Source organism: Brevundimonas vesicularis, from assembly GCF_044807075.1.
In the GTDB taxonomy this organism is placed as follows: Bacteria; Pseudomonadota; Alphaproteobacteria; order Caulobacterales; family Caulobacteraceae; genus Brevundimonas; species Brevundimonas vesicularis_G.
In genome coordinates this window covers 3,165,945-3,181,520 of the sequence record NZ_CP085234.1, presented here as the reverse complement: position 1 = coordinate 3,181,520, position 15,576 = coordinate 3,165,945, and the positions used below count along the sequence as shown (strand labels likewise).

The following is a 15,576-nucleotide window of genomic DNA, read 5'->3' as shown; positions in this document are numbered from 1 at the left end:
TGTCCTAATCGCCGGGCGGCGCGACTTTGGACGGCGGGGCGACAAAAACACCGTCTATTTCGTCTAATTCGTCTGATCTCGGGGGCGGCTTCAGGTCGTCGAGCGCCTCGAGGCGGGCCATCAGGGCGTCGCGGCCGGCGTAGTCGCCGCGTTTGAGGGCGCAGGCTTCGCGGGCGATCTGGCCGACCTGTTCGGCGACGGCGGCGGCGCGTTCGCCCAGGTCGGGTTCCCTGGGTTGGGCCGGGGGCCTGGCAGGCGGCGGCGGCGCGGGCGGGGAAGGGGGCGGGGCGGCCGCCATGCGGGTCAGGTCTGCGTGCAGCCGCACCCAGCGCGCGGCCTCCAGCGCGCGCCCGGCCTGAAGCGCCCGGTTCAGCCGCACCAGGGCGTGGGCCGCCATGGCCCCATAGTCGGGCAAACCGTCGGCCGTCTCGGCCGCGAGGTCGATGGGTTCGCGAAGCGGATCGGGCTGATCCTCGCGCCGCCAGCCCGCGTCCCTGGCGCGGGCGCGAAAGGTGCTGACCGCCATGCCATAGACGGCGCTGACCTCCTCGGCCGTGGAGCCGGCCAGGTAGGCCGTGCCCGCCGCCTCCCACGCCTCTTTGGACAGGCGGCGATAGGCCCGGTTCTGCACCCGGTCGGCCGCGCGCGCGGCGGGGTCCGAGGTGACCAGATCGGGCAGCCGCAACAGATGCATCGGCAGGCCGTGCGCGCGCCAGAAGGCCGCCTCGGTCTCGGGCGAGGAATCGTGATGCAGGGCGTCGCGATACGTCTGCTCCAGACCCGCCCCGCGCAGGATGCGGATCTGATCCAGCGCCTGCTGGGTCATCGCATCGTAAAACGGATCGCGCGGCCCCTCGAACCCGCCGTCGTCATAGCTGTGGTCGTCGTCCATCCCATCCTCGGCCTGTCGCCCGCGCCCGACACAGGACGCGCCGCCAGACTAAGGGCGCCCCGAGGTGTGATAGGGTAGAGGGGGTCGATTTCGCGAAAGGCGAGGGATTTCAACGGCCGGGGCAGGGACGTCGTGCATAGGTAGGGCGGCTAGCTGTGCATACCCAGCCTGTCGTCATTCTCCGGTGGGATGCTTTTCTTTCGTCATTCCGGGCGAACCCTCGCGAAAGCGGGGGGAAGACCCGGAACCCAGCGGCGCGTGAGAGCGCGAACCTGTCGCGGACGAGGCGCCAGAAATCCTGCGGCGTTGAGAGTTCGCCTGATGGCGCCGCTGGGTCCCCCGGTCTGCGCCGCGACGACGCGGCTTGCCGGAGGATGACGAAAGAGAATGAGCGCGGTTCCTCTCCCAACGGGAGAGGGAAGGCTTAAGCCCGCTTTTTCGGTTCAGGCGCGGCGTCGGCGGCGGTGACCAGATGCCCCTTCCAGCCGGGCGGCGGCAGGAACTTGCCGGACTTCTCCTCACGCGTGCCTTCGCGCGCGATCCGGGCGGCGTCGCGTCCGGCTTTCAGAACGGTTTCTCGGTCAAAGAGCATCTTCATTTCGGCCCCCAATCTAACAGTTCGAGGCCCTCGTCGCTACTCGCATAGACTTCCCACGCGTCCACCAGCGGTTTGTAGGTCGTCTCCAGATAGTCGAGGCTGAGCGCGAACCGGCGGCGCAGCGCAGCCTCGGGAATGCCGTGGCCGCCCTGGGCCACGCGGCGCGCCACGCGGGCGACGGAGAAGTCCGCCGAGGGCGGACGCAGATAGATCAGTTCAACCCGGTATCCGGCCGCCTTGAACCGGCGCAGGCGCGGGGCATGGGAGCGGGTGGCCAGGGTCGTCTCCAGCACCACGTCCGCCCGCTCGACGAACAGGGCGTCCAACCGCTCCAGCACCAGCCGCCCCGCCGCCAGATCGCGCGCAGCGCCTTCCCCCGCCAGACCGCGCGCGACCTCATCCGGGTTCACGAACCGAAACGCCTCCGCCCGCTGACGCAGGAAGCGGTTGATGAAGGTGGTCTTGCCGGCGCCGTTCGGTCCGGCGAGGAGGACGAGAGAGGGCATGGAATGTGGATGCAATCTGAGATAACAGGTGCACAATCCAAACGGGAGGCAGTGTTGAGCTTAGTCGATTTTACGAACTTTATGGGAACAAAGGGCGCGTTGCACGCTTGCTTTTACCATTTCACGGATGATCGTAATTTACCGAGCATCCGCGAGCACGGACTTTTGTCGATGGCGCGGCTTAGGCAGTCAGGTGTGATTGTCGCAGCTCCTGGCGGCAATGAATGGAGTTCGGAGGCTGACCGACGATCTGGCATGGATCAGTACGTCCATCTGTCGTTTTTGGACTCCCATCCAATGGAATATCTTGCCAAACAGGAGGGTCGTATAATCCAATCCAAACTGCTTAAGATTCGGCCGGACATCATTCACATGGATGGTGTTCGGGTAAGCTTGGAAGTATCTAATAAGGCTGGCGTAGTTATAAAACCGGCCGCAGATGCTTTGGACGACATTGATTTGGAAGTCATTTACACGAGAACGAACTGGAAAGACGAGGCTATCCAGAAACGCCTTAAAGCCGCAAGGCTACGCGAGATATTGGTTCCTGATCATGTCCCCGTCGAATACATAATGAATATAGGTTAATGGCCGAGAGACCAGTATTTGTTCCGAGCTTGAGGGGAAGGCGCCTTGTTATCGAGGTGCCTATCTCATTTACATGGCATCCCGGTATGGCTGCTTCTCAAAAGAAAAAGAACGTCGCGGCACTCCACGAAGCCGCAAGGGGGCGTGGCCTAAACAATATCTTGGAAGTTTCGAGCAAGTCAGATTTTGAAATCGGACGTCGATTGAGCGCGTTTCATCAAAGAATATCGGTTCGAGGTGAAATGGTTTCGTTAGAATCGGCATTTCAGGGAAGTAAAGTATTTGAAAATGGCGGTCCTTATACGGACATTATTGGCCTAGATCCTCGATCAGCAAAAACTGATGAGCGACTTAAGCAATCCGGTCGGCTTACAAAATTTCATCTAGAAGGCCGAGACTTTCCTATTAATCCTCCTACAGTATTTTATGACTGGCTTTATTTCATGGCCATATCTCCAGCAAGAGATTGGCTAAAAAGACTTTCCAAGCTTGATGGGTTTACAGACATAGAATTTAATCCTGAGCGCTCTGTGAACTGCCAGGCAAAATCCCTAGCTTTATTTGTCGCTTTGGAGAAAAGGGGGGATTTAGATGGGGCTCTGTCTTCATTTGAAAAGCTAAGAGAAATCGAAGCTGATTGCTTCGTTTAAATCACACCTTCACCTCCACCACCCCACCGCCGGCCCTGAACTTCGCGCTCATTTCGGCCATGCCGGCTTCGGCTTCCGACAGCGAACCGCCGGCGTCGTTTTGGGCGGCGGCGGCGTCGCGGATGTCCTGGCTGATCTTCATCGAGCAGAACTTGGGGCCGCACATGGAGCAGAAGTGGGCGGTCTTGTGGGCCTCCTTGGGCAGGGTGGCGTCGTGGTATTTACGGGCGGTTTCGGGGTCGAGGCCCAGGTTGAACTGATCCTCCCAGCGGAACTCGAACCGGGCGCGTGACAGGGCGTCGTCGTGCAGGCGGGCGGCGGGGTGGCCCTTGGCCAGGTCGGCGGCGTGGGCGGCGATCTTGTAGGTGATGACGCCGTCCTTGACGTCCTGACGATCCGGCAGGCCCAGGTGCTCCTTCGGCGTGACGTAGCAGAGCATGGCCGTGCCGAACCAGCCGATCATGGCCGCGCCAATCGCGGAGGTGATGTGGTCATAGCCCGGCGCGATGTCGGTGGTCAGCGGGCCAAGCGTATAGAAGGGCGCCTCGTGGCAGTGCTTCAGCTGCTCGTCCATGTTCTGTTTGATCTTGTGCATCGGCACATGGCCGGGGCCCTCGATCATGACCTGGCAGCCCTTGGCCCAGGCGATCTTGGTCAGTTCGCCAAGGGTGCGCAGCTCCGCGAACTGGGCCTCATCGTTTGCATCAGCGATGGAGCCGGGGCGCAGGCCGTCGCCCAGGCTGAATGACACGTCATAGGCGCGCATGATGTCGCAGATGTCTTCGAAATGCTCGTAGAGGAAGCTCTCCTTGTGGTGGGCCAGGCACCATTTGGCCATGATGGAGCCGCCTCTGCTGACGATGCCCGTCACCCGCTTGGCCGTCATCGGCACGAAGGGCAGGCGCACGCCCGCGTGGATGGTGAAATAGTCCACGCCCTGTTCCGCCTGTTCGATCAGGGTGTCGCGGAAAACCTCCCAGGTCAGGTCCTCGGCGATGCCGTTCACCTTCTCTAGCGCCTGATAGATGGGCACGGTGCCGATGGGGACGGAACTGTTGCGGATGATCCAGTCGCGGATGTTGTGGATGTTGCGGCCCGTCGACAGGTCCATGACGTTGTCGGCGCCCCAGCGGGTGGCCCAGACCAGCTTGTCGACCTCGTCGTCGACGCTGCTGAGGACGGCCGAGTTGCCGATGTTCGCGTTGATCTTCACCAGGAAGTTGCGGCCGATGATCATCGGCTCGACCTCGGGGTGGTTGATGTTGTGCGGGATGATGGCGCGGCCGCGCGCGATCTCTTGCCGGACGAACTCGGGCGTCACGAAGTCGGGGATGCTGGCGCCGAAGTCCTCGCCGTCGCGGATGCAGGGGCTGTTCTGCTCGCGGCGCAGGTTCTCGCGGATGGCGACATATTCCATCTCGGGCGTGATGATGCCGGCCTGGGCATATTCGTACTGGGTGACCGGGCGGCCAGCGACGCCCTTGAAGACGCGGTGGTGGGAGGTGTCGAAGCGCGGGGCCAGGTGGCGGCCGGACGCATGGCCGTTGTCCTCGGGCTTGACCTCGCGCGGATTGGCGACCGGGGCGATGTCGCCGCGATCCCGCTGCCAGCTGGATTTGACGTGGGGCAGGCCGCGCTTGATGTCGATGGTCACGGTCGGGTCGGTGTAGGGGCCCGACGAGTCATAGATGGTCACCGGCGGCTCGTTGGCGCTCGGGTGGACGGCGACCTCGCGGAAGGGGACGCGGATGTCGGGGTAGAGTTCGCCGGCGACATAGACCTTGCGCGAGCCGGCCCGTTCGCCGGTCGGGATGGTCCCCGTCTCCTTCATCACCTGTTCGCGCGCGTCCTTCAACGCCAACTCGACGTTCGGTTCTTCGGGCAGGGCGGGCGGGGTGACTTGGATGTTCATGGCGGCCTCAAACGGTTTGAGGTCCGCCGACGTCGGGCGCGAGGGGTCCTGTGACGTCAGGACCGATAGCGTTACTCATCCCTTCGCCGGCATGACCCGGATCAGGTTCGACGGGTCAGAGGAGAAACCTCTATCTCAGCCGCTCGATTGCGACCCCCCGGAGAACGCCTGCAGGCTAACCCGCGTCGCGGCGGATGTCGAGTTGTCCGAAACCGCACATAAGTCGTTGTAGGCGCGGCGGATTTATTGGGATATGCGCAAAGCTTGGGCCGGATGCCGGCGTCGGCGGAGTGAAACGAGGATATGAGCCTGAACCTGGAACGCATCCTCTACACCAGCCGCGCGCGGGGCAACGCCGACAGCCTGATGATGCAGGTGGACATCCTGGCCACGTCGCAGCGGAACAATGCGCGCGACGACCTGACCGGCGCGCTGCTGATCCACGACGGACGATTCCTGCAGGTGCTGGAGGGCGCAGCCCAGGATCTGGACCGGCTGATGACGCGGCTGGCGGGCGATCCGCGCCATGACGAGGTGGTGGTGATCGAGCGCAAGCCGATCCCGGCGCGCGGCTTTTCCGGCTGGGCCATGGCCAGCGTGCGCGTGACCCCGGCGCTGGAGGAGACGCTGCGGGCCACGGTGGACGGCGCCGGCGCGCCCCAGCAGACGGTCGAGCGGATGCAGGACGCAGTGCTGGCCCAGGCGGCCTGAACGCGCTCTAGGGCGCCGACCAGCCCTTGACCGAGACGGCCGCCGCGCGCGGATCGGCGTCGAAGCGGAGGTAGGCCTTGGCGTGGCCGTGGCCGGGGACGTAGTCCAGGCTGGCGGTCGCGGTCTGGTCGCCCAGAACCCCTTCGATATCCACGGCGGCGGCGGTGTCGTCGCCGTCGTTCTGGACCCGGACGGTCGCGACCTGGCCTGCGGCGGTGACGTCCACGGCGACGATGCGGGCGCTGAGCGCGGGCGGGGCCGTGGGCTGGAGCGCCTCCCACACCACAATGCCGATGGCGGTCAGGGTGATGACGGCGCCGAGCAAGGCCATGCCCCATTGCAACAGAGGGCGGGTCGATGCGGCGGGCTTTTTCTTCGTGGGCATGGGGTCAGACCAACAGACGGGCGGCGGCGGCGCCGATGGCGGCGGGGAAGCCCAGGACGACCATGGTCTGGACCACGCCGGCGACGGCATGGCCGTCGGTGCGCCCGAACAGGAACAGGGTGAACAGGCTGACGGCCAGGGCGATGGCGTAGCCGGGCAGGGTGAAATGCAGGAAGGCCTTGATCGGATGATCGGCCTCTTCCTGACCGGCGAAGCCCGCCTTGAAGACGATCAGGTGGAGCAGAAGGATGGAGACGGCGATCAGGGCCAGGATGTGGGCGGGCGTCGCCTTGTAGGCGATCAGGATCATCTCTTCGGTCGGAGCGACATTCAGGGCGAAGAACAGGGCGCCGGCCGCCATGAGGAACAGTTCGCCGAAATAGGAAGCCTGATCCTCGTCGGTGTCGCCTCCGCCGTCGCCGCTGAGCTGACGCCGGGCCAGAAGCGCGCCCATGGCGCCGGGAATGGCCTGAAGCGCGACCATGCCCAGGCCCTCGCGCGGCGGCGCGTCCCATTCGACGACGCCGAACAGGATCAGCAGCACTGAGGCGGTAATGAAGCCGACGGCCAGGGCCACGGCGGTGTCCAGCGCATCGTTGACCGGCCCGCGCCGCTTGGAGAAGCCGGCGTAATAGGCCAGGCCGTACAGCAGCGGCAGGCCGGCGACGATGAAGGTCAGCAACCGCCAGCGGTCCATGATCACGCCCTGCGCCCACATCTCCATCGTCATCAACAGCGGGATGTTGAACACCAGTGCGCCGGCGAAGGCGCGGCCGAGATCGCGGACATATGCGCGCTCGCGTTGCAGATCAAAGAGCGGCGCGGCGGCGGTCATGCGGCGGCAACGCTTGGACACCGGCTTTGGCTCCCGGCGTCCGCCGCCACGGCGATCAATCCGGCCAGACCTGCATCAGGCGATCGATCGCGGCCTCGATCCGGGCCCACCCCTGGTCGTCCAGTTCAACGCCGGCGAACCGGCCCCGCGCATCAGCCGCCAGCGCCAGGTGCTGAACCGCCGCCAGAACGATGACGTTCAGCGCGACCGTGTCCCCCTCGGCGGGAAGAGCGATCTGAGGGCGACGCGCGGCCATCCAGTCCTGCATCACGCGCGACCGGGCCGCCTCCAGCCGTTGCAGAAGCGGCGTGTCCTGCGCGATCTCCCAGGCCAGCATCCGCAGAACCAGAGGTTGGGTGCGCAGGACATGCAGATAGGCCAGGACCGACTCGCGCATGAAGTCGCGATAGGTGCTCGCCGTGGACGGCGGCCGTTCCGCCAGAGCCTGGCCCAGCCAGATGTCTGCTCGTGCGGCCAGGCGTTCGACCACGCCGTCGAGATCGGTGAAATAGCGATAGATCAACTTGCGATCCACGGCCGCCTCGGCGGCCAGAGCCTGGACATTCAGCGCTGTCCAGCCGTCGCGGAGCAGAAGTCGGCGAGCGGCCTCGACAATGGCGGTTTCGGTCGCGGATCGATCGCGGGGGCGAGCCTTTGGGTATGCGGTTGACATGTCCCATGCATGAGACATATCCATATGTCCCACAAGCGGGACATATGGAGCGCCTGATGAGCGGCATGACGACGGTCCCCGCGATCCGGAACTGGCTGAGGCTGGAAAGCCTGGCGATCCTGGTGTTGTGCGTGGGGCTCTACGCCCGCATCGGCGCGCCCTGGTGGTTGTTCGCGGCGGCGTTTCTGGCGCCCGACCTGTCGTTCGCGGGCTATCTGTTCGGCGGCCGCATCGGGGCCTGGGCCTATAATCTGGCGCACAGCCAAGCGGGTCCGTTGGTGATGGGTCTGGCCGGTCTGTGGGCGGCTCCCACGCTGACCCCGCTGGCGCTGATCTGGGGCGCCCATGTCGGGTTCGACCGGATGCTGGGTTATGGGCTCAAGATCGGCGTGTCGTTCGACCAGACCCATCTGGGGCCCATCGGCAAGGCGGCCTCCGCAAAGGTGTGATCCAGTTGGGTGGCATCGGCAAAGGCCCGTCATCCGCCAGATCGTCCGACGGCCTTTGGCGGGGAGGAAGATCATGCCGGGCGCTTGTCGAACAGCGTTCAGGCGGCGTTCATTTGCAGTCAAGCTTAGTCGTGGCCTCTAGGGAGAGGGAACCATGGAACAGATCAAGACGAACGCCATCTTGGCGGTTCTGGCGTGTGCGGGACTGACGGCCTGCGCCTCGGTGGAGGTCGGCGGCGCGCCGATGGCCCTGTCGCCCGCCATGGCCGAGCAGGCGCGGATCGGCAGCGTCACAACCACGACCGGCTGGCTGGACGCCGAGGACGACTTCGCCGACACCTTCAACGACGAGGTGCTGAACGAAATGGGGCTGTGCGCCGGCGGCCGGCATCGGCTGAACCTGAGCATCCATGTCGAGGCGCTGAGCCGGGCGCCGCGCCTGGCCATTCTGGCCGGTGATCGCGCCGAACACCGGATGCGGGCGACGGCGGAACTTCGGGATCCGGCGCAGGGCGGTCAGGTGGTCGGGCGTTATCCGCTGGTCGTGACGGTGGATGCGGGGGCCGGGGTGCTGGACGCCTTGATGGACCGGCAGGCGGTCACGTCCCACGCCTTCGCTCAGGCCCTGTGCGACGCCGCCTTCGTCGCCCCGACGCGTGTGGCCGAGGCCGGCGCGCCGGGCTGAGGTCGGGCGGGCGAAGGGGCCGCCAGCTTGGGTCCGGCGCTTTTGAATGTCACGGGCGCGGGCTATCAAGACGGCGAACAGGAAACCGTCCCATGCATCTCGCCCGTTTCGCCCGCATCCGCCTGGCTCATCTGCCGACGCCGCTGGAGCCGCTGCCCCGCCTGTCGGAGGAGCTGGGTCTGGATTTGTGGATCAAGCGCGACGACTGCACCGGCCTGGCCGGCGGCGGCAACAAGACCCGCAAGCTGGAATTCCTGCTGGGCGCGGCGCTCGAAGCGGACGCCGACACCCTGGTGACGCAAGGGGCGGTGCAGTCCAACCATGTGCGCCAGACGGCGGCGGCGGCGGCGGCACACGGTCTGGCGTGCGAGATCATTCTGGAAGAGCGCACGGGGTCCAGGGCGACGGACTATGTCGGCAACGGCAACGTGCTGCTGGATCGGCTGTTTGGGGCCAACCTGCGCACCGTGCCGGGCGGGACGGACATGGTCGCCGAGCTGGAGAAGACGGCGGCCGAGGTGCGGGCGCGGGGCGGCAAGCCCTATGTCATTCCCGGCGGCGGATCGAACCCGGTCGGGGCTTTGGGCTATGTCGATTGCGCGCGCGAGATCGTGGTCCAGGCCGATGAGATGGATCTGGAGGTCCACCGGATCGTGACGGCGACGGGCAGCGCGGGCACCCATGCGGGCCTGGTCGCCGGGCTGGCGGTCATGGGGGCGGACATTCCCGTGCTGGGCGTCGGGGTGCGGGCGCCCAAGGACAAGCAGGAGGCGAACGTCTTCAAACTGGCCGAGGAGACGGCCGCCCTGCTGGGTCAGCCGGGACGAGTGACGCGAGAGCAGGTGGTCGCCGACTGCGACTATGTCGGCGAGGGCTATGGCCTGATCGACCAGGGGGTGATCGACGCCCTGACCCTGGCCGCGCGTCTGGACGGGATCGTGCTGGACCCGGTCTATTCCGGCAAGGCGATGAAGGGGCTGATCGCCCTGGCGCGGGCGGGGCAGTTCAAGGGCGAGACGGTGGTGTTCCTGCACACTGGCGGGGCGCAGGGGTTGTTCGGCTATCAGACCGAGATCGAAGGGGCGCTGTAGAGGCCGCGCGTCATGGACCCGCGCGAGGCGACGTTGGCGCTTCTGGCCGCCCGGTCCGAAAACGCCACCGTCTGCCCCAGCGAGGTCGCGAGGGCGGTCGCGGGCGAAGCCGGCGCGTGGCGCGAGGCGATGCCTGACGTTCACGCCGCGGTGGATGAACTGATGCGCGAAGGCGCGGTGCGACTGAGCTGGAAGGGGAGGCCGCTGGCGATGCGTGCCGGGCCCTATCGGATTGGGCGGGGCGGATAGGAGAGACGCCATGACCAGAACCGATTGGCTTCAGTTCCTGTCTTATTACGCGTGGGTCGGGATGCTGTTTCTCGTTTTCGGGCTGGTCGTCGTGGTCGTCACTGTCGTTGTCGAGAAGCGCGGCGCCGGGCGGGGAAAGGATCGGCAATAAGCCTCATCAATGACTCACAGGCGTTTGGTCCGCTTTCAGGCCAAGCGCTAACGTCGAGAACCGACCGTTAGCAGACGTCCGGCACGACCTTTTGCCGTCGGGAAGACGGTCACCATCTCGGCGTGCCAAGCATTCTGCTCTAGCGGCTTACCGAGAAAGGAATGGCCGGGCCGGGGACGACAAATAACTGGCCGGCTTGGGTGACGGTGATATGCGTCTGGAAATAGAACTGCCCCGTCGGGCTTCCGTTGTTCAAGACATTGATGCGGGCGCGATGGGCCACACCGTTCACTACGATCGTCCTGCCGATCAGATGGCGTTCTGGCGCCGCCCCAAGTTGGCCCTCCAAAATCGTACTGGCAGGCGCGCTAAGCGCGACCGTGAGGGTAGCTGCGTCCCGATAATCGACCTCCGAGTTCAGAAAAACGCGTTCTCCGATGCGGCCGCCGCCTTTGACAACGAAAGCGAACTGTCCGGCCAACCCTGACGGGCCTTCTTGGGCCACGCCACGCACCGCTTCTTCAGCGGTGACGTGACCCCCGTTTCTCATCCAGCCATAACGAGAGTCCTTGGTTGATCTGAACTGGGGTTGGCGGGGTTGGCAATAGGCCGGTCTGAGCAGCCATCAACCAGCGCAGCAGACCGGCCGCTCTGTCCGGTGAGCGCCTGTGCGTAGGCCTTCGGCGTCAACCATCCCAGCTTCGAGTGAGGCCGGGTTTCGTTGTAGTCGCGCCGCCAGGTTTCGAGGACAGCCCGGGCGTGCGGCAGCGATCGGAACAGCGTCTCATTCAGCAGCTCGTCGCGCAGCCGACCATTGAAGCTCTCGTTGAAGCCGTTCTGCTGAGGCTTGCCCGGCGCGATGTAATGCCAGCTCACGCCGGCGTCGTCGGCCCAGGCCAGGATGGCGTTGGACGTATATTCCGTGCCGTTGTCGCTGATGATCGTATCCGGGCGTCCCCGCCGCAGGATGATGGCGTCCAACTCGCGCGCCACCCGTCGCCCTGACAGCGAGGTGTCGGCGACGAGCCCGAGGCACTCGCGCGTGCAGTTGTCGATCACCGTCAGGATGCGGAAGCGCCGCCCGTCCGTCATCTGGTCGGAGACGAAGTCCAGCGACCAGCGCTGGTTCGCGACCAGGGGAATCTCCAGCGGACGCCGCGTGCCTATGGCGCGTTTGCGCCCGCCGCGCCGGCGCACCGTCAGCTTCTCCTCGCGATAGATCCGCTGGACGCGCTTCTTGTTGACCGCATGCCCCTCGCGCCGAAGCATCACGTGCAGGCGGCGATAGCCGAACCGCCGTCGCTCCTGGGCCAGGGCCTTCAGCCGATCCCGCAGGACGCCGTCGTCCGGTCGCGTCGCCTGATAGCGCACGCTCGTCCGATCCACGCCCAACACCCGGCAGGCCCGCCGTTCGCTCATCGCGTAGGCCGACTGCAGGTGCGCCGCCGCCTCTCGATGCGCAGCGGGCGTCACCACTTTTTTCCCAGCAGATCCTTCAGCGCGACGCTGTCCAGCATCGAGTCCACCAGCATCCGCTTCAGCTTGGCGTTCTCCTCTTCCAGCGCCTTCAGACGCCGGGCCTCTGACACGTCCATGCCGCCATACTTGGCCTTCCACTTGTAGAAGGTCGGTGAGCTCAGCCCGTGCTTCCTGCACAGGTCCGCCACCGGAACGCCGGCCTCCTGCTCGCGCAGGATCCCGATGATCTGCTCTTCCGTGAACCGTGATCGCTTCATTCTGTCCGTCCTTTCGAGGGGCGGACTCTAGCTATTCCTGGAGGAGTTTAAGGGGGTCACGTCAGCGGAATAGACTCGTGGGTCTGTGTATTCTGGACGGGTAGCTTGCGTGCTCACCTGAGAACCTGCCGAGGTCGCCGGCAGCGAGCCCCCGATGACTGCGCCGATAAGGCTCAGTGTATGGACTATGACTTTCATACGGCGATCTCTTGTGGCGGACCCGTGGGTCTCATGGGACTATCTCACAAACGGACCATCATTATCTTGATGCTGCTCCACTGGATGGCATGCCGTTCGCACTCGGAAACTGACCTCCATTCGATCCAGATCGGCAGCGTCGAAGGGAACGGCATAATTATCGTGGTTGTCGCGCCAGGCAAAACCGATAGCGCTAATCCGGGCTTCGATCTGTGTCACGGAGAAGCCCAGAGCAGCAGCGGTCGCCTTGGTTTGGCGGGCTTGTTCTTCCGCGAGCGCCTGTCTCGGGTCGCCGTTTTCAGGCGCGCCATAGGGATAGAACAACCTGACATGAAACTCCGCGCGAGGGTTTCCCACGTCAGCGCTCAAGAGGGATCGCATGGTGTCTGCGGCGGCGGCGGAAAGCTTTGCTGATCCGGTCTCAAACTCGATCGTGACGCTTCGGTTCTGAGCGTAGGGGAATGGACAATAGCTCAGGACCGCTGACGATAGCATGGCGACAAACATCAGGACTCCTCAGATGATCAGCCCTGGACGCCAGCGCGGATCCGGCGCGGCCGAGCGTCATCAGGCAGGTGAGCAACGCAAGTCGTCCCCCGTATTTGCGACACCGGCAACTCACGATGCCTTTGACAAGCCTGATGGACGTCCGAATCTACCCATGGCGGAACATGTGAGCGCCGCTTATGCGGAAGGGGCGGTGAGGCGACGGGCGCCGACGCCCGGATCGACTTCATCTGGAATCTCGATATGAGCAAAATCCTGGGCGTGATCGGCGGCATGGGACCGGCCGCGACGGTGGCGTTTCTGGCGCGGGTGCAGGCGCTGACGCCGGCGGACGGGGACGCCGATCATATCCGGGTGGTTATGGACCTGAACCCCCAGGTTCCCGATCGCAACACCCGGCCGGGCGAGGCCGAGGTGGTGCTGGGGCGGATGGCCGAGGGGCTGGCGGCGGCGGGGGCCGAGGTGATCGCCATGCCGTGCAACACCGCCCACGCCCAGGCGGGCGGAATCCGCGCGGCGTGCGAGGCGAAGGGCCTGGGCTTCATCGACATGATTGTGGCGACGGCGGACGCGGCGGCGGCCTCTGGAGTTAAGCGGATCGGCGTGCTGGCGACGCCGGGGGGCGAGCGGCTTTACACGCAGGCGCTGGCGGCGCGCGGACTCGAGACGGTGCTGCTGGAGGGCGCGGACCGCGAGGCCTTCATGGCGCTGGTCTATGGGGTCAAGCGCGGGGACGTCGGCGAGGCGGCGCGGGCAGGGATGTCGCGGCTGGCTCAGGCCCTGGCGGACGCGGGCGCGCATGGGCTGATCGCCGGCTGCACCGAGGTTCCGCTGTTGCTGAAGGCCGAGGATGCGCCGGTCCCGCCGACGGATTCGGCCGAGGTGCTGGCCCAGGCGTGCGTTAAGGCGTGTCGCTGAACGCATGAAAAAGGGGCTGGTGAACCCAGCCCCTTTCCACGCTGATCGGCGCGACCGTCAGTCCTGATAGACGTCGCCGGAGCCGGAGACGGTGCTGTTCAGGTTGGCGGGGCGGGTGGCCAGGGCCACATCGCCGGAGCCGGCGATGGCGACCTTGACGTCGCCGGTCGGGGCGATGCGGGCGTCGCCGGAGCCGGCGATGTCCACCCAGGCGTCGCGGGTCGCCAGGTCGCCCAGGGAGGCGTCGCCCGAGCCGGCGATGTCCAGCTTCAGCTCGTCGGTGCGACCCGAGGCGGTGACCTCGGCCGAGCCGGCGATGTCGACCGTCAGCGACGGCTGGTCATAGCCTGTGATCTGCAGGTCGCCCGAGCCCTTGGCGTTGAAGCGGTTCACCTTGGGCGCGGTGATGACGACCTTCAGCTCGTCGCGCTCGGAGCGGGCGGAGAAGCCGTCGTTGTCCCAGCCGAACACGACCCGCTCGTCGCCGTCGCCCAGATCGAGGCGGCCGTCGACCAGGCGGACCCGGTCGGTCAGACCCTTGGGCCCGGTGATGACGACGGTGTTCGCGTCACCCTGGACATAGTCGACGTCGATGCTGGAATCGACGGTCAGGGTCTCGCCTCCGGTCCAAGGCAGGGTGCGGGTGGTCAGGGGACCGAGGTCGTCGGTCCCGCCGCCCTTGACCCGCTCGAAGCGGATGGTCTCGCCGTCCTGGTCCTTGATGGTCCAGGTCCAGCCGTGGCGCTGGAGGTCGTGGCCGCCGATCGCCAGCGCGCCGCCGACGGTGACCAGGCACAGCACCAGGGCGGCGCCGGCGATGATGAACAGGGTGCGGATCATGCCGAGACTCCCGAGGTCGAGGTGGATTGAACGCTGGTCGGCTCAAGCGCCGGCTTCAGCAGGCGATAGTGCAGGCGGGCGAACCAGACGACGCCGTTGACCAGCCAGATGGTGAAGATGGTCAGCAGGGCGCCGATGAAGACGGCGCCGGCCATCAGGCCCAGCCCCATCAGGATCGCCGCGAACGGCCCGCCGGGGAAGCCGGCGAAGGGGCCGGCGACCATGATCACGCCGCCACCGATGAACAGGCCGATGGCGGCGATGAAGAAGCCGAACACCGTCCCGATCACGCCCATCAGCAGGGGCAGAAGGATCAGGATGTCCAGCGCCCCCAGGCCCAGGACAGCAAAGACGGCGCCGGCCGCGGCGGTGGGGTTCTTCTCCTGATGCCAGCGCTGGATGCCGGCCTCGGCCTTCAGTTCGCGAGCCAGGCGGACCGGATCGCCGAGCGCGGAGGCGACCTCGGCCTCGGTGCGGCCGGCGGCGATGCCGTCGTCGAAGTGGGTCTGATAGTCGGCGATGATGTCGTTGGCGGTCGTGGTCGGCAGGCCGACGAGGCCTTCCTTCAGACGATCGATGAATTCGGCGCGCGTCATTGAGCGGCTCCCTGATCGGCGTCGTTCGCCACGATGGCGTCGACGGCCTTGGTGAAGGCGGACCATTCGGCAGTCTGGGCGGCGAGGGCCCCCCGGCCCGCTTCGGTCAGTCGATAGTATTTGCGTGACGGCCCGGCGGAGGATTCGACCAGATAGGTCTCGACCTGTCCTTCGGACTGCATGCGGCGCATCAGGGGATAGATCGTGCCTTCCCCCATATCGATCGCGTCCGACAGGCGGCTGGCGATCTCGTAGGCGTAGCTGTCCGCCCGGTTCAGAAGGGCCAGGACGCAAAGCCCCAGCACTCCTTTTTTCAGCTGTATCTCGATGGTTTCTGGCACCTCGGCTCTCCCTTTGATGGCCATTGACTACGACAAGGTATCTTGTGACGCAAGGTAGCTATCGA

At 65.6% G+C, this 15,576-nt stretch carries 22 protein-coding genes and 1 riboswitch; of the genes, 9 read left to right on the top strand and 13 right to left on the bottom strand.

What is annotated here, in order from left to right:
- Positions 1 to 4: 4 nt before the first annotated feature.
- The 3 genes from LG306_RS15970 to LG306_RS15960 all read right to left on the bottom strand — a co-directional run bounded on the left by LG306_RS15970 (position 5) and on the right by LG306_RS15960 (position 1,996).
- A complete protein-coding gene (locus LG306_RS15970; RefSeq protein ID WP_404416603.1) occupies positions 5 to 892 on the bottom strand; it encodes a hypothetical protein in 888 nt (295 codons plus the stop codon).
- 424 nt (positions 893 to 1,316) lie between these two features.
- Positions 1,317 to 1,490 (bottom strand): hypothetical protein, encoded by a 174-nt coding sequence (locus LG306_RS15965; protein ID WP_404416600.1) that lies wholly within the window; start codon positions 1,488 to 1,490, stop codon positions 1,317 to 1,319.
- A complete protein-coding gene (locus tag LG306_RS15960) occupies positions 1,487 to 1,996 on the bottom strand; it encodes an AAA family ATPase (RefSeq protein WP_404416597.1) in 510 nt (169 codons plus the stop codon). Before LG306_RS15960 ends, LG306_RS15965 begins: the two co-directional genes overlap by 4 nt.
- Before the next feature lie 9 nt (positions 1,997 to 2,005).
- On the opposite strand from LG306_RS15960, the gene LG306_RS15955 reads away from it, so the two are divergent.
- On the top strand, positions 2,006 to 2,584 hold the full coding sequence (locus tag LG306_RS15955) for a DarT ssDNA thymidine ADP-ribosyltransferase family protein (RefSeq protein WP_404416594.1): 579 nt from the start codon (positions 2,006 to 2,008) through the stop codon (positions 2,582 to 2,584).
- The gene (locus tag LG306_RS15950; RefSeq protein WP_404416592.1) at positions 2,584 to 3,234 is read left to right on the top strand and encodes a DUF6977 family protein; all 651 of its coding nucleotides are present in this window, start codon (positions 2,584 to 2,586) and stop codon (positions 3,232 to 3,234) included. The genes LG306_RS15955 and LG306_RS15950 overlap by 1 nt, the downstream gene beginning before the upstream one ends.
- A 1-nt stretch (position 3,235) precedes the next feature.
- On the opposite strand, the gene thiC is transcribed toward LG306_RS15950, so the two are convergent.
- Positions 3,236 to 5,065, bottom strand: coding sequence for a phosphomethylpyrimidine synthase ThiC (gene thiC / locus LG306_RS15945; RefSeq protein WP_404419758.1), 1,830 nt, complete (start codon positions 5,063 to 5,065; stop codon positions 3,236 to 3,238).
- A gap of 141 nt (positions 5,066 to 5,206) precedes the next feature.
- A riboswitch (TPP riboswitch) is annotated at positions 5,207 to 5,316 on the bottom strand.
- A 133-nt stretch (positions 5,317 to 5,449) separates the two neighbouring features.
- Between thiC and LG306_RS15940 the strand changes: the two genes are divergently transcribed.
- Positions 5,450 to 5,857, top strand: coding sequence for a BLUF domain-containing protein (locus tag LG306_RS15940; protein ID WP_017506466.1), 408 nt, complete (start codon positions 5,450 to 5,452; stop codon positions 5,855 to 5,857).
- 7 nt (positions 5,858 to 5,864) lie between these two features.
- Here the strand turns inward: LG306_RS15940 and LG306_RS15935 are convergent, their stop codons facing one another.
- Genes LG306_RS15935 through LG306_RS15925 form a run of 3 tightly spaced genes read right to left on the bottom strand, consistent with a single transcriptional unit; the run spans position 5,865 to position 7,750 of the window.
- Complete coding sequence (locus tag LG306_RS15935) at positions 5,865 to 6,242, bottom strand: hypothetical protein (RefSeq protein WP_017506465.1); 378 nt, start codon at positions 6,240 to 6,242, stop codon at positions 5,865 to 5,867.
- A gap of 4 nt (positions 6,243 to 6,246) precedes the next feature.
- Entirely contained in the window at positions 6,247 to 7,098 is an 852-nt protein-coding gene (locus tag LG306_RS15930; RefSeq protein WP_404416589.1) for a TIGR02587 family membrane protein, read from the bottom strand.
- 34 nt (positions 7,099 to 7,132) lie between these two features.
- The gene (locus tag LG306_RS15925; RefSeq protein ID WP_404416586.1) at positions 7,133 to 7,750 is read right to left on the bottom strand and encodes a TetR/AcrR family transcriptional regulator; all 618 of its coding nucleotides are present in this window, start codon (positions 7,748 to 7,750) and stop codon (positions 7,133 to 7,135) included.
- Between the two features lie 56 nt (positions 7,751 to 7,806).
- On the opposite strand from LG306_RS15925, the gene LG306_RS15920 reads away from it, so the two are divergent.
- From LG306_RS15920 to LG306_RS15900, 5 genes are all read left to right on the top strand, one after another.
- Positions 7,807 to 8,199 carry a DUF4260 domain-containing protein gene (locus LG306_RS15920; protein WP_404416583.1) on the top strand — a complete coding sequence of 131 codons (393 nt, stop codon included), beginning with the start codon at positions 7,807 to 7,809 and terminating at the stop codon, positions 8,197 to 8,199.
- A 154-nt stretch (positions 8,200 to 8,353) separates the two neighbouring features.
- Positions 8,354 to 8,884, top strand: a complete 531-nt coding sequence (locus LG306_RS15915; protein ID WP_404416580.1) for a hypothetical protein — start codon at positions 8,354 to 8,356, stop codon at positions 8,882 to 8,884.
- A 92-nt stretch (positions 8,885 to 8,976) separates the two neighbouring features.
- The gene (locus LG306_RS15910; RefSeq protein WP_404416577.1) at positions 8,977 to 9,975 is read left to right on the top strand and encodes a D-cysteine desulfhydrase; all 999 of its coding nucleotides are present in this window, start codon (positions 8,977 to 8,979) and stop codon (positions 9,973 to 9,975) included.
- A gap of 12 nt (positions 9,976 to 9,987) precedes the next feature.
- A complete protein-coding gene (locus LG306_RS15905; RefSeq protein WP_404416574.1) occupies positions 9,988 to 10,224 on the top strand; it encodes a DUF3253 domain-containing protein in 237 nt (78 codons plus the stop codon).
- A 10-nt stretch (positions 10,225 to 10,234) separates the two neighbouring features.
- Positions 10,235 to 10,375 carry a hypothetical protein gene (locus LG306_RS15900; RefSeq protein ID WP_404416571.1) on the top strand — a complete coding sequence of 47 codons (141 nt, stop codon included), beginning with the start codon at positions 10,235 to 10,237 and terminating at the stop codon, positions 10,373 to 10,375.
- A gap of 139 nt (positions 10,376 to 10,514) precedes the next feature.
- Here LG306_RS15900 and LG306_RS15895 read toward each other — a convergent pair whose 3' ends face one another.
- The 3 genes from LG306_RS15895 to LG306_RS15885 form a co-directional block, all read right to left on the bottom strand.
- Positions 10,515 to 10,880, bottom strand: coding sequence for a hypothetical protein (locus LG306_RS15895; protein ID WP_404416568.1), 366 nt, complete (start codon positions 10,878 to 10,880; stop codon positions 10,515 to 10,517).
- A gap of 41 nt (positions 10,881 to 10,921) precedes the next feature.
- A protein-coding gene (locus tag LG306_RS15890; RefSeq protein WP_404413560.1) for an IS3 family transposase occupies positions 10,922 to 12,111 on the bottom strand; the annotation gives its coding sequence in 2 pieces (ribosomal slippage) (positions 10,922 to 11,859 and positions 11,859 to 12,111; 1,191 coding nt in all).
- Positions 12,112 to 12,348: 237 nt separating this feature from the next.
- Positions 12,349 to 12,816 (bottom strand): hypothetical protein, encoded by a 468-nt coding sequence (locus tag LG306_RS15885; protein ID WP_404416566.1) that lies wholly within the window; start codon positions 12,814 to 12,816, stop codon positions 12,349 to 12,351.
- A gap of 243 nt (positions 12,817 to 13,059) precedes the next feature.
- Here LG306_RS15885 and LG306_RS15880 point away from each other — a divergent pair, with 243 nt between their 5' ends.
- Complete coding sequence (locus LG306_RS15880) at positions 13,060 to 13,734, top strand: aspartate/glutamate racemase family protein (RefSeq protein ID WP_404416563.1); 675 nt, start codon at positions 13,060 to 13,062, stop codon at positions 13,732 to 13,734.
- A gap of 57 nt (positions 13,735 to 13,791) precedes the next feature.
- On the opposite strand, the gene LG306_RS15875 is transcribed toward LG306_RS15880, so the two are convergent.
- Genes LG306_RS15875 through LG306_RS15865 form a run of 3 tightly spaced genes read right to left on the bottom strand, consistent with a single transcriptional unit; the run spans position 13,792 to position 15,511 of the window.
- On the bottom strand, positions 13,792 to 14,574 hold the full coding sequence (locus tag LG306_RS15875) for a GIN domain-containing protein (RefSeq protein WP_404416560.1): 783 nt from the start codon (positions 14,572 to 14,574) through the stop codon (positions 13,792 to 13,794).
- Positions 14,571 to 15,170: a DUF1700 domain-containing protein gene (locus LG306_RS15870; protein WP_404416557.1), complete on the bottom strand. Its 600-nt coding sequence runs from the start codon at positions 15,168 to 15,170 to the stop codon at positions 14,571 to 14,573. Before LG306_RS15870 ends, LG306_RS15875 begins: the two co-directional genes overlap by 4 nt.
- Positions 15,167 to 15,511, bottom strand: coding sequence for a PadR family transcriptional regulator (locus LG306_RS15865; RefSeq protein ID WP_039244893.1), 345 nt, complete (start codon positions 15,509 to 15,511; stop codon positions 15,167 to 15,169). Before LG306_RS15865 ends, LG306_RS15870 begins: the two co-directional genes overlap by 4 nt.
- Positions 15,512 to 15,576: the final 65 nt, after the last annotated feature.

Bases quoted from the DNA above. Each gene is read 5' to 3' on its own strand.
- LG306_RS15970 (WP_404416603.1), bottom strand. From the start codon at position 892: ATGGACGACGACCACAGCTATGACGACGGCGGGTTCGAGGGGCCGCGC.
- LG306_RS15965 (WP_404416600.1), bottom strand. From the start codon at position 1,490: ATGAAGATGCTCTTTGACCGAGAAACCGTTCTGAAAGCCGGACGCGAC.
- LG306_RS15960 (WP_404416597.1), bottom strand. From the start codon at position 1,996: ATGCCCTCTCTCGTCCTCCTCGCCGGACCGAACGGCGCCGGCAAGACC.
- LG306_RS15955 (WP_404416594.1), top strand. From the start codon at position 2,006: ATGCAATCTGAGATAACAGGTGCACAATCCAAACGGGAGGCAGTGTTG.
- LG306_RS15950 (WP_404416592.1), top strand. From the start codon at position 2,584: ATGGCCGAGAGACCAGTATTTGTTCCGAGCTTGAGGGGAAGGCGCCTT.
- thiC (WP_404419758.1), bottom strand. From the start codon at position 5,065: ATGAAGGAGACGGGGACCATCCCGACCGGCGAACGGGCCGGCTCGCGC.
- LG306_RS15940 (WP_017506466.1), top strand. From the start codon at position 5,450: ATGAGCCTGAACCTGGAACGCATCCTCTACACCAGCCGCGCGCGGGGC.
- LG306_RS15935 (WP_017506465.1), bottom strand. From the start codon at position 6,242: ATGCCCACGAAGAAAAAGCCCGCCGCATCGACCCGCCCTCTGTTGCAA.
- LG306_RS15925 (WP_404416586.1), bottom strand. From the start codon at position 7,750: ATGTCAACCGCATACCCAAAGGCTCGCCCCCGCGATCGATCCGCGACC.
- LG306_RS15920 (WP_404416583.1), top strand. From the start codon at position 7,807: ATGAGCGGCATGACGACGGTCCCCGCGATCCGGAACTGGCTGAGGCTG.
- LG306_RS15915 (WP_404416580.1), top strand. From the start codon at position 8,354: ATGGAACAGATCAAGACGAACGCCATCTTGGCGGTTCTGGCGTGTGCG.
- LG306_RS15910 (WP_404416577.1), top strand. From the start codon at position 8,977: ATGCATCTCGCCCGTTTCGCCCGCATCCGCCTGGCTCATCTGCCGACG.
- LG306_RS15905 (WP_404416574.1), top strand. From the start codon at position 9,988: ATGGACCCGCGCGAGGCGACGTTGGCGCTTCTGGCCGCCCGGTCCGAA.
- LG306_RS15900 (WP_404416571.1), top strand. From the start codon at position 10,235: ATGACCAGAACCGATTGGCTTCAGTTCCTGTCTTATTACGCGTGGGTC.
- LG306_RS15885 (WP_404416566.1), bottom strand. From the start codon at position 12,816: ATGTTTGTCGCCATGCTATCGTCAGCGGTCCTGAGCTATTGTCCATTC.
- LG306_RS15880 (WP_404416563.1), top strand. From the start codon at position 13,060: ATGAGCAAAATCCTGGGCGTGATCGGCGGCATGGGACCGGCCGCGACG.
- LG306_RS15875 (WP_404416560.1), bottom strand. From the start codon at position 14,574: ATGATCCGCACCCTGTTCATCATCGCCGGCGCCGCCCTGGTGCTGTGC.
- LG306_RS15870 (WP_404416557.1), bottom strand. From the start codon at position 15,170: ATGACGCGCGCCGAATTCATCGATCGTCTGAAGGAAGGCCTCGTCGGC.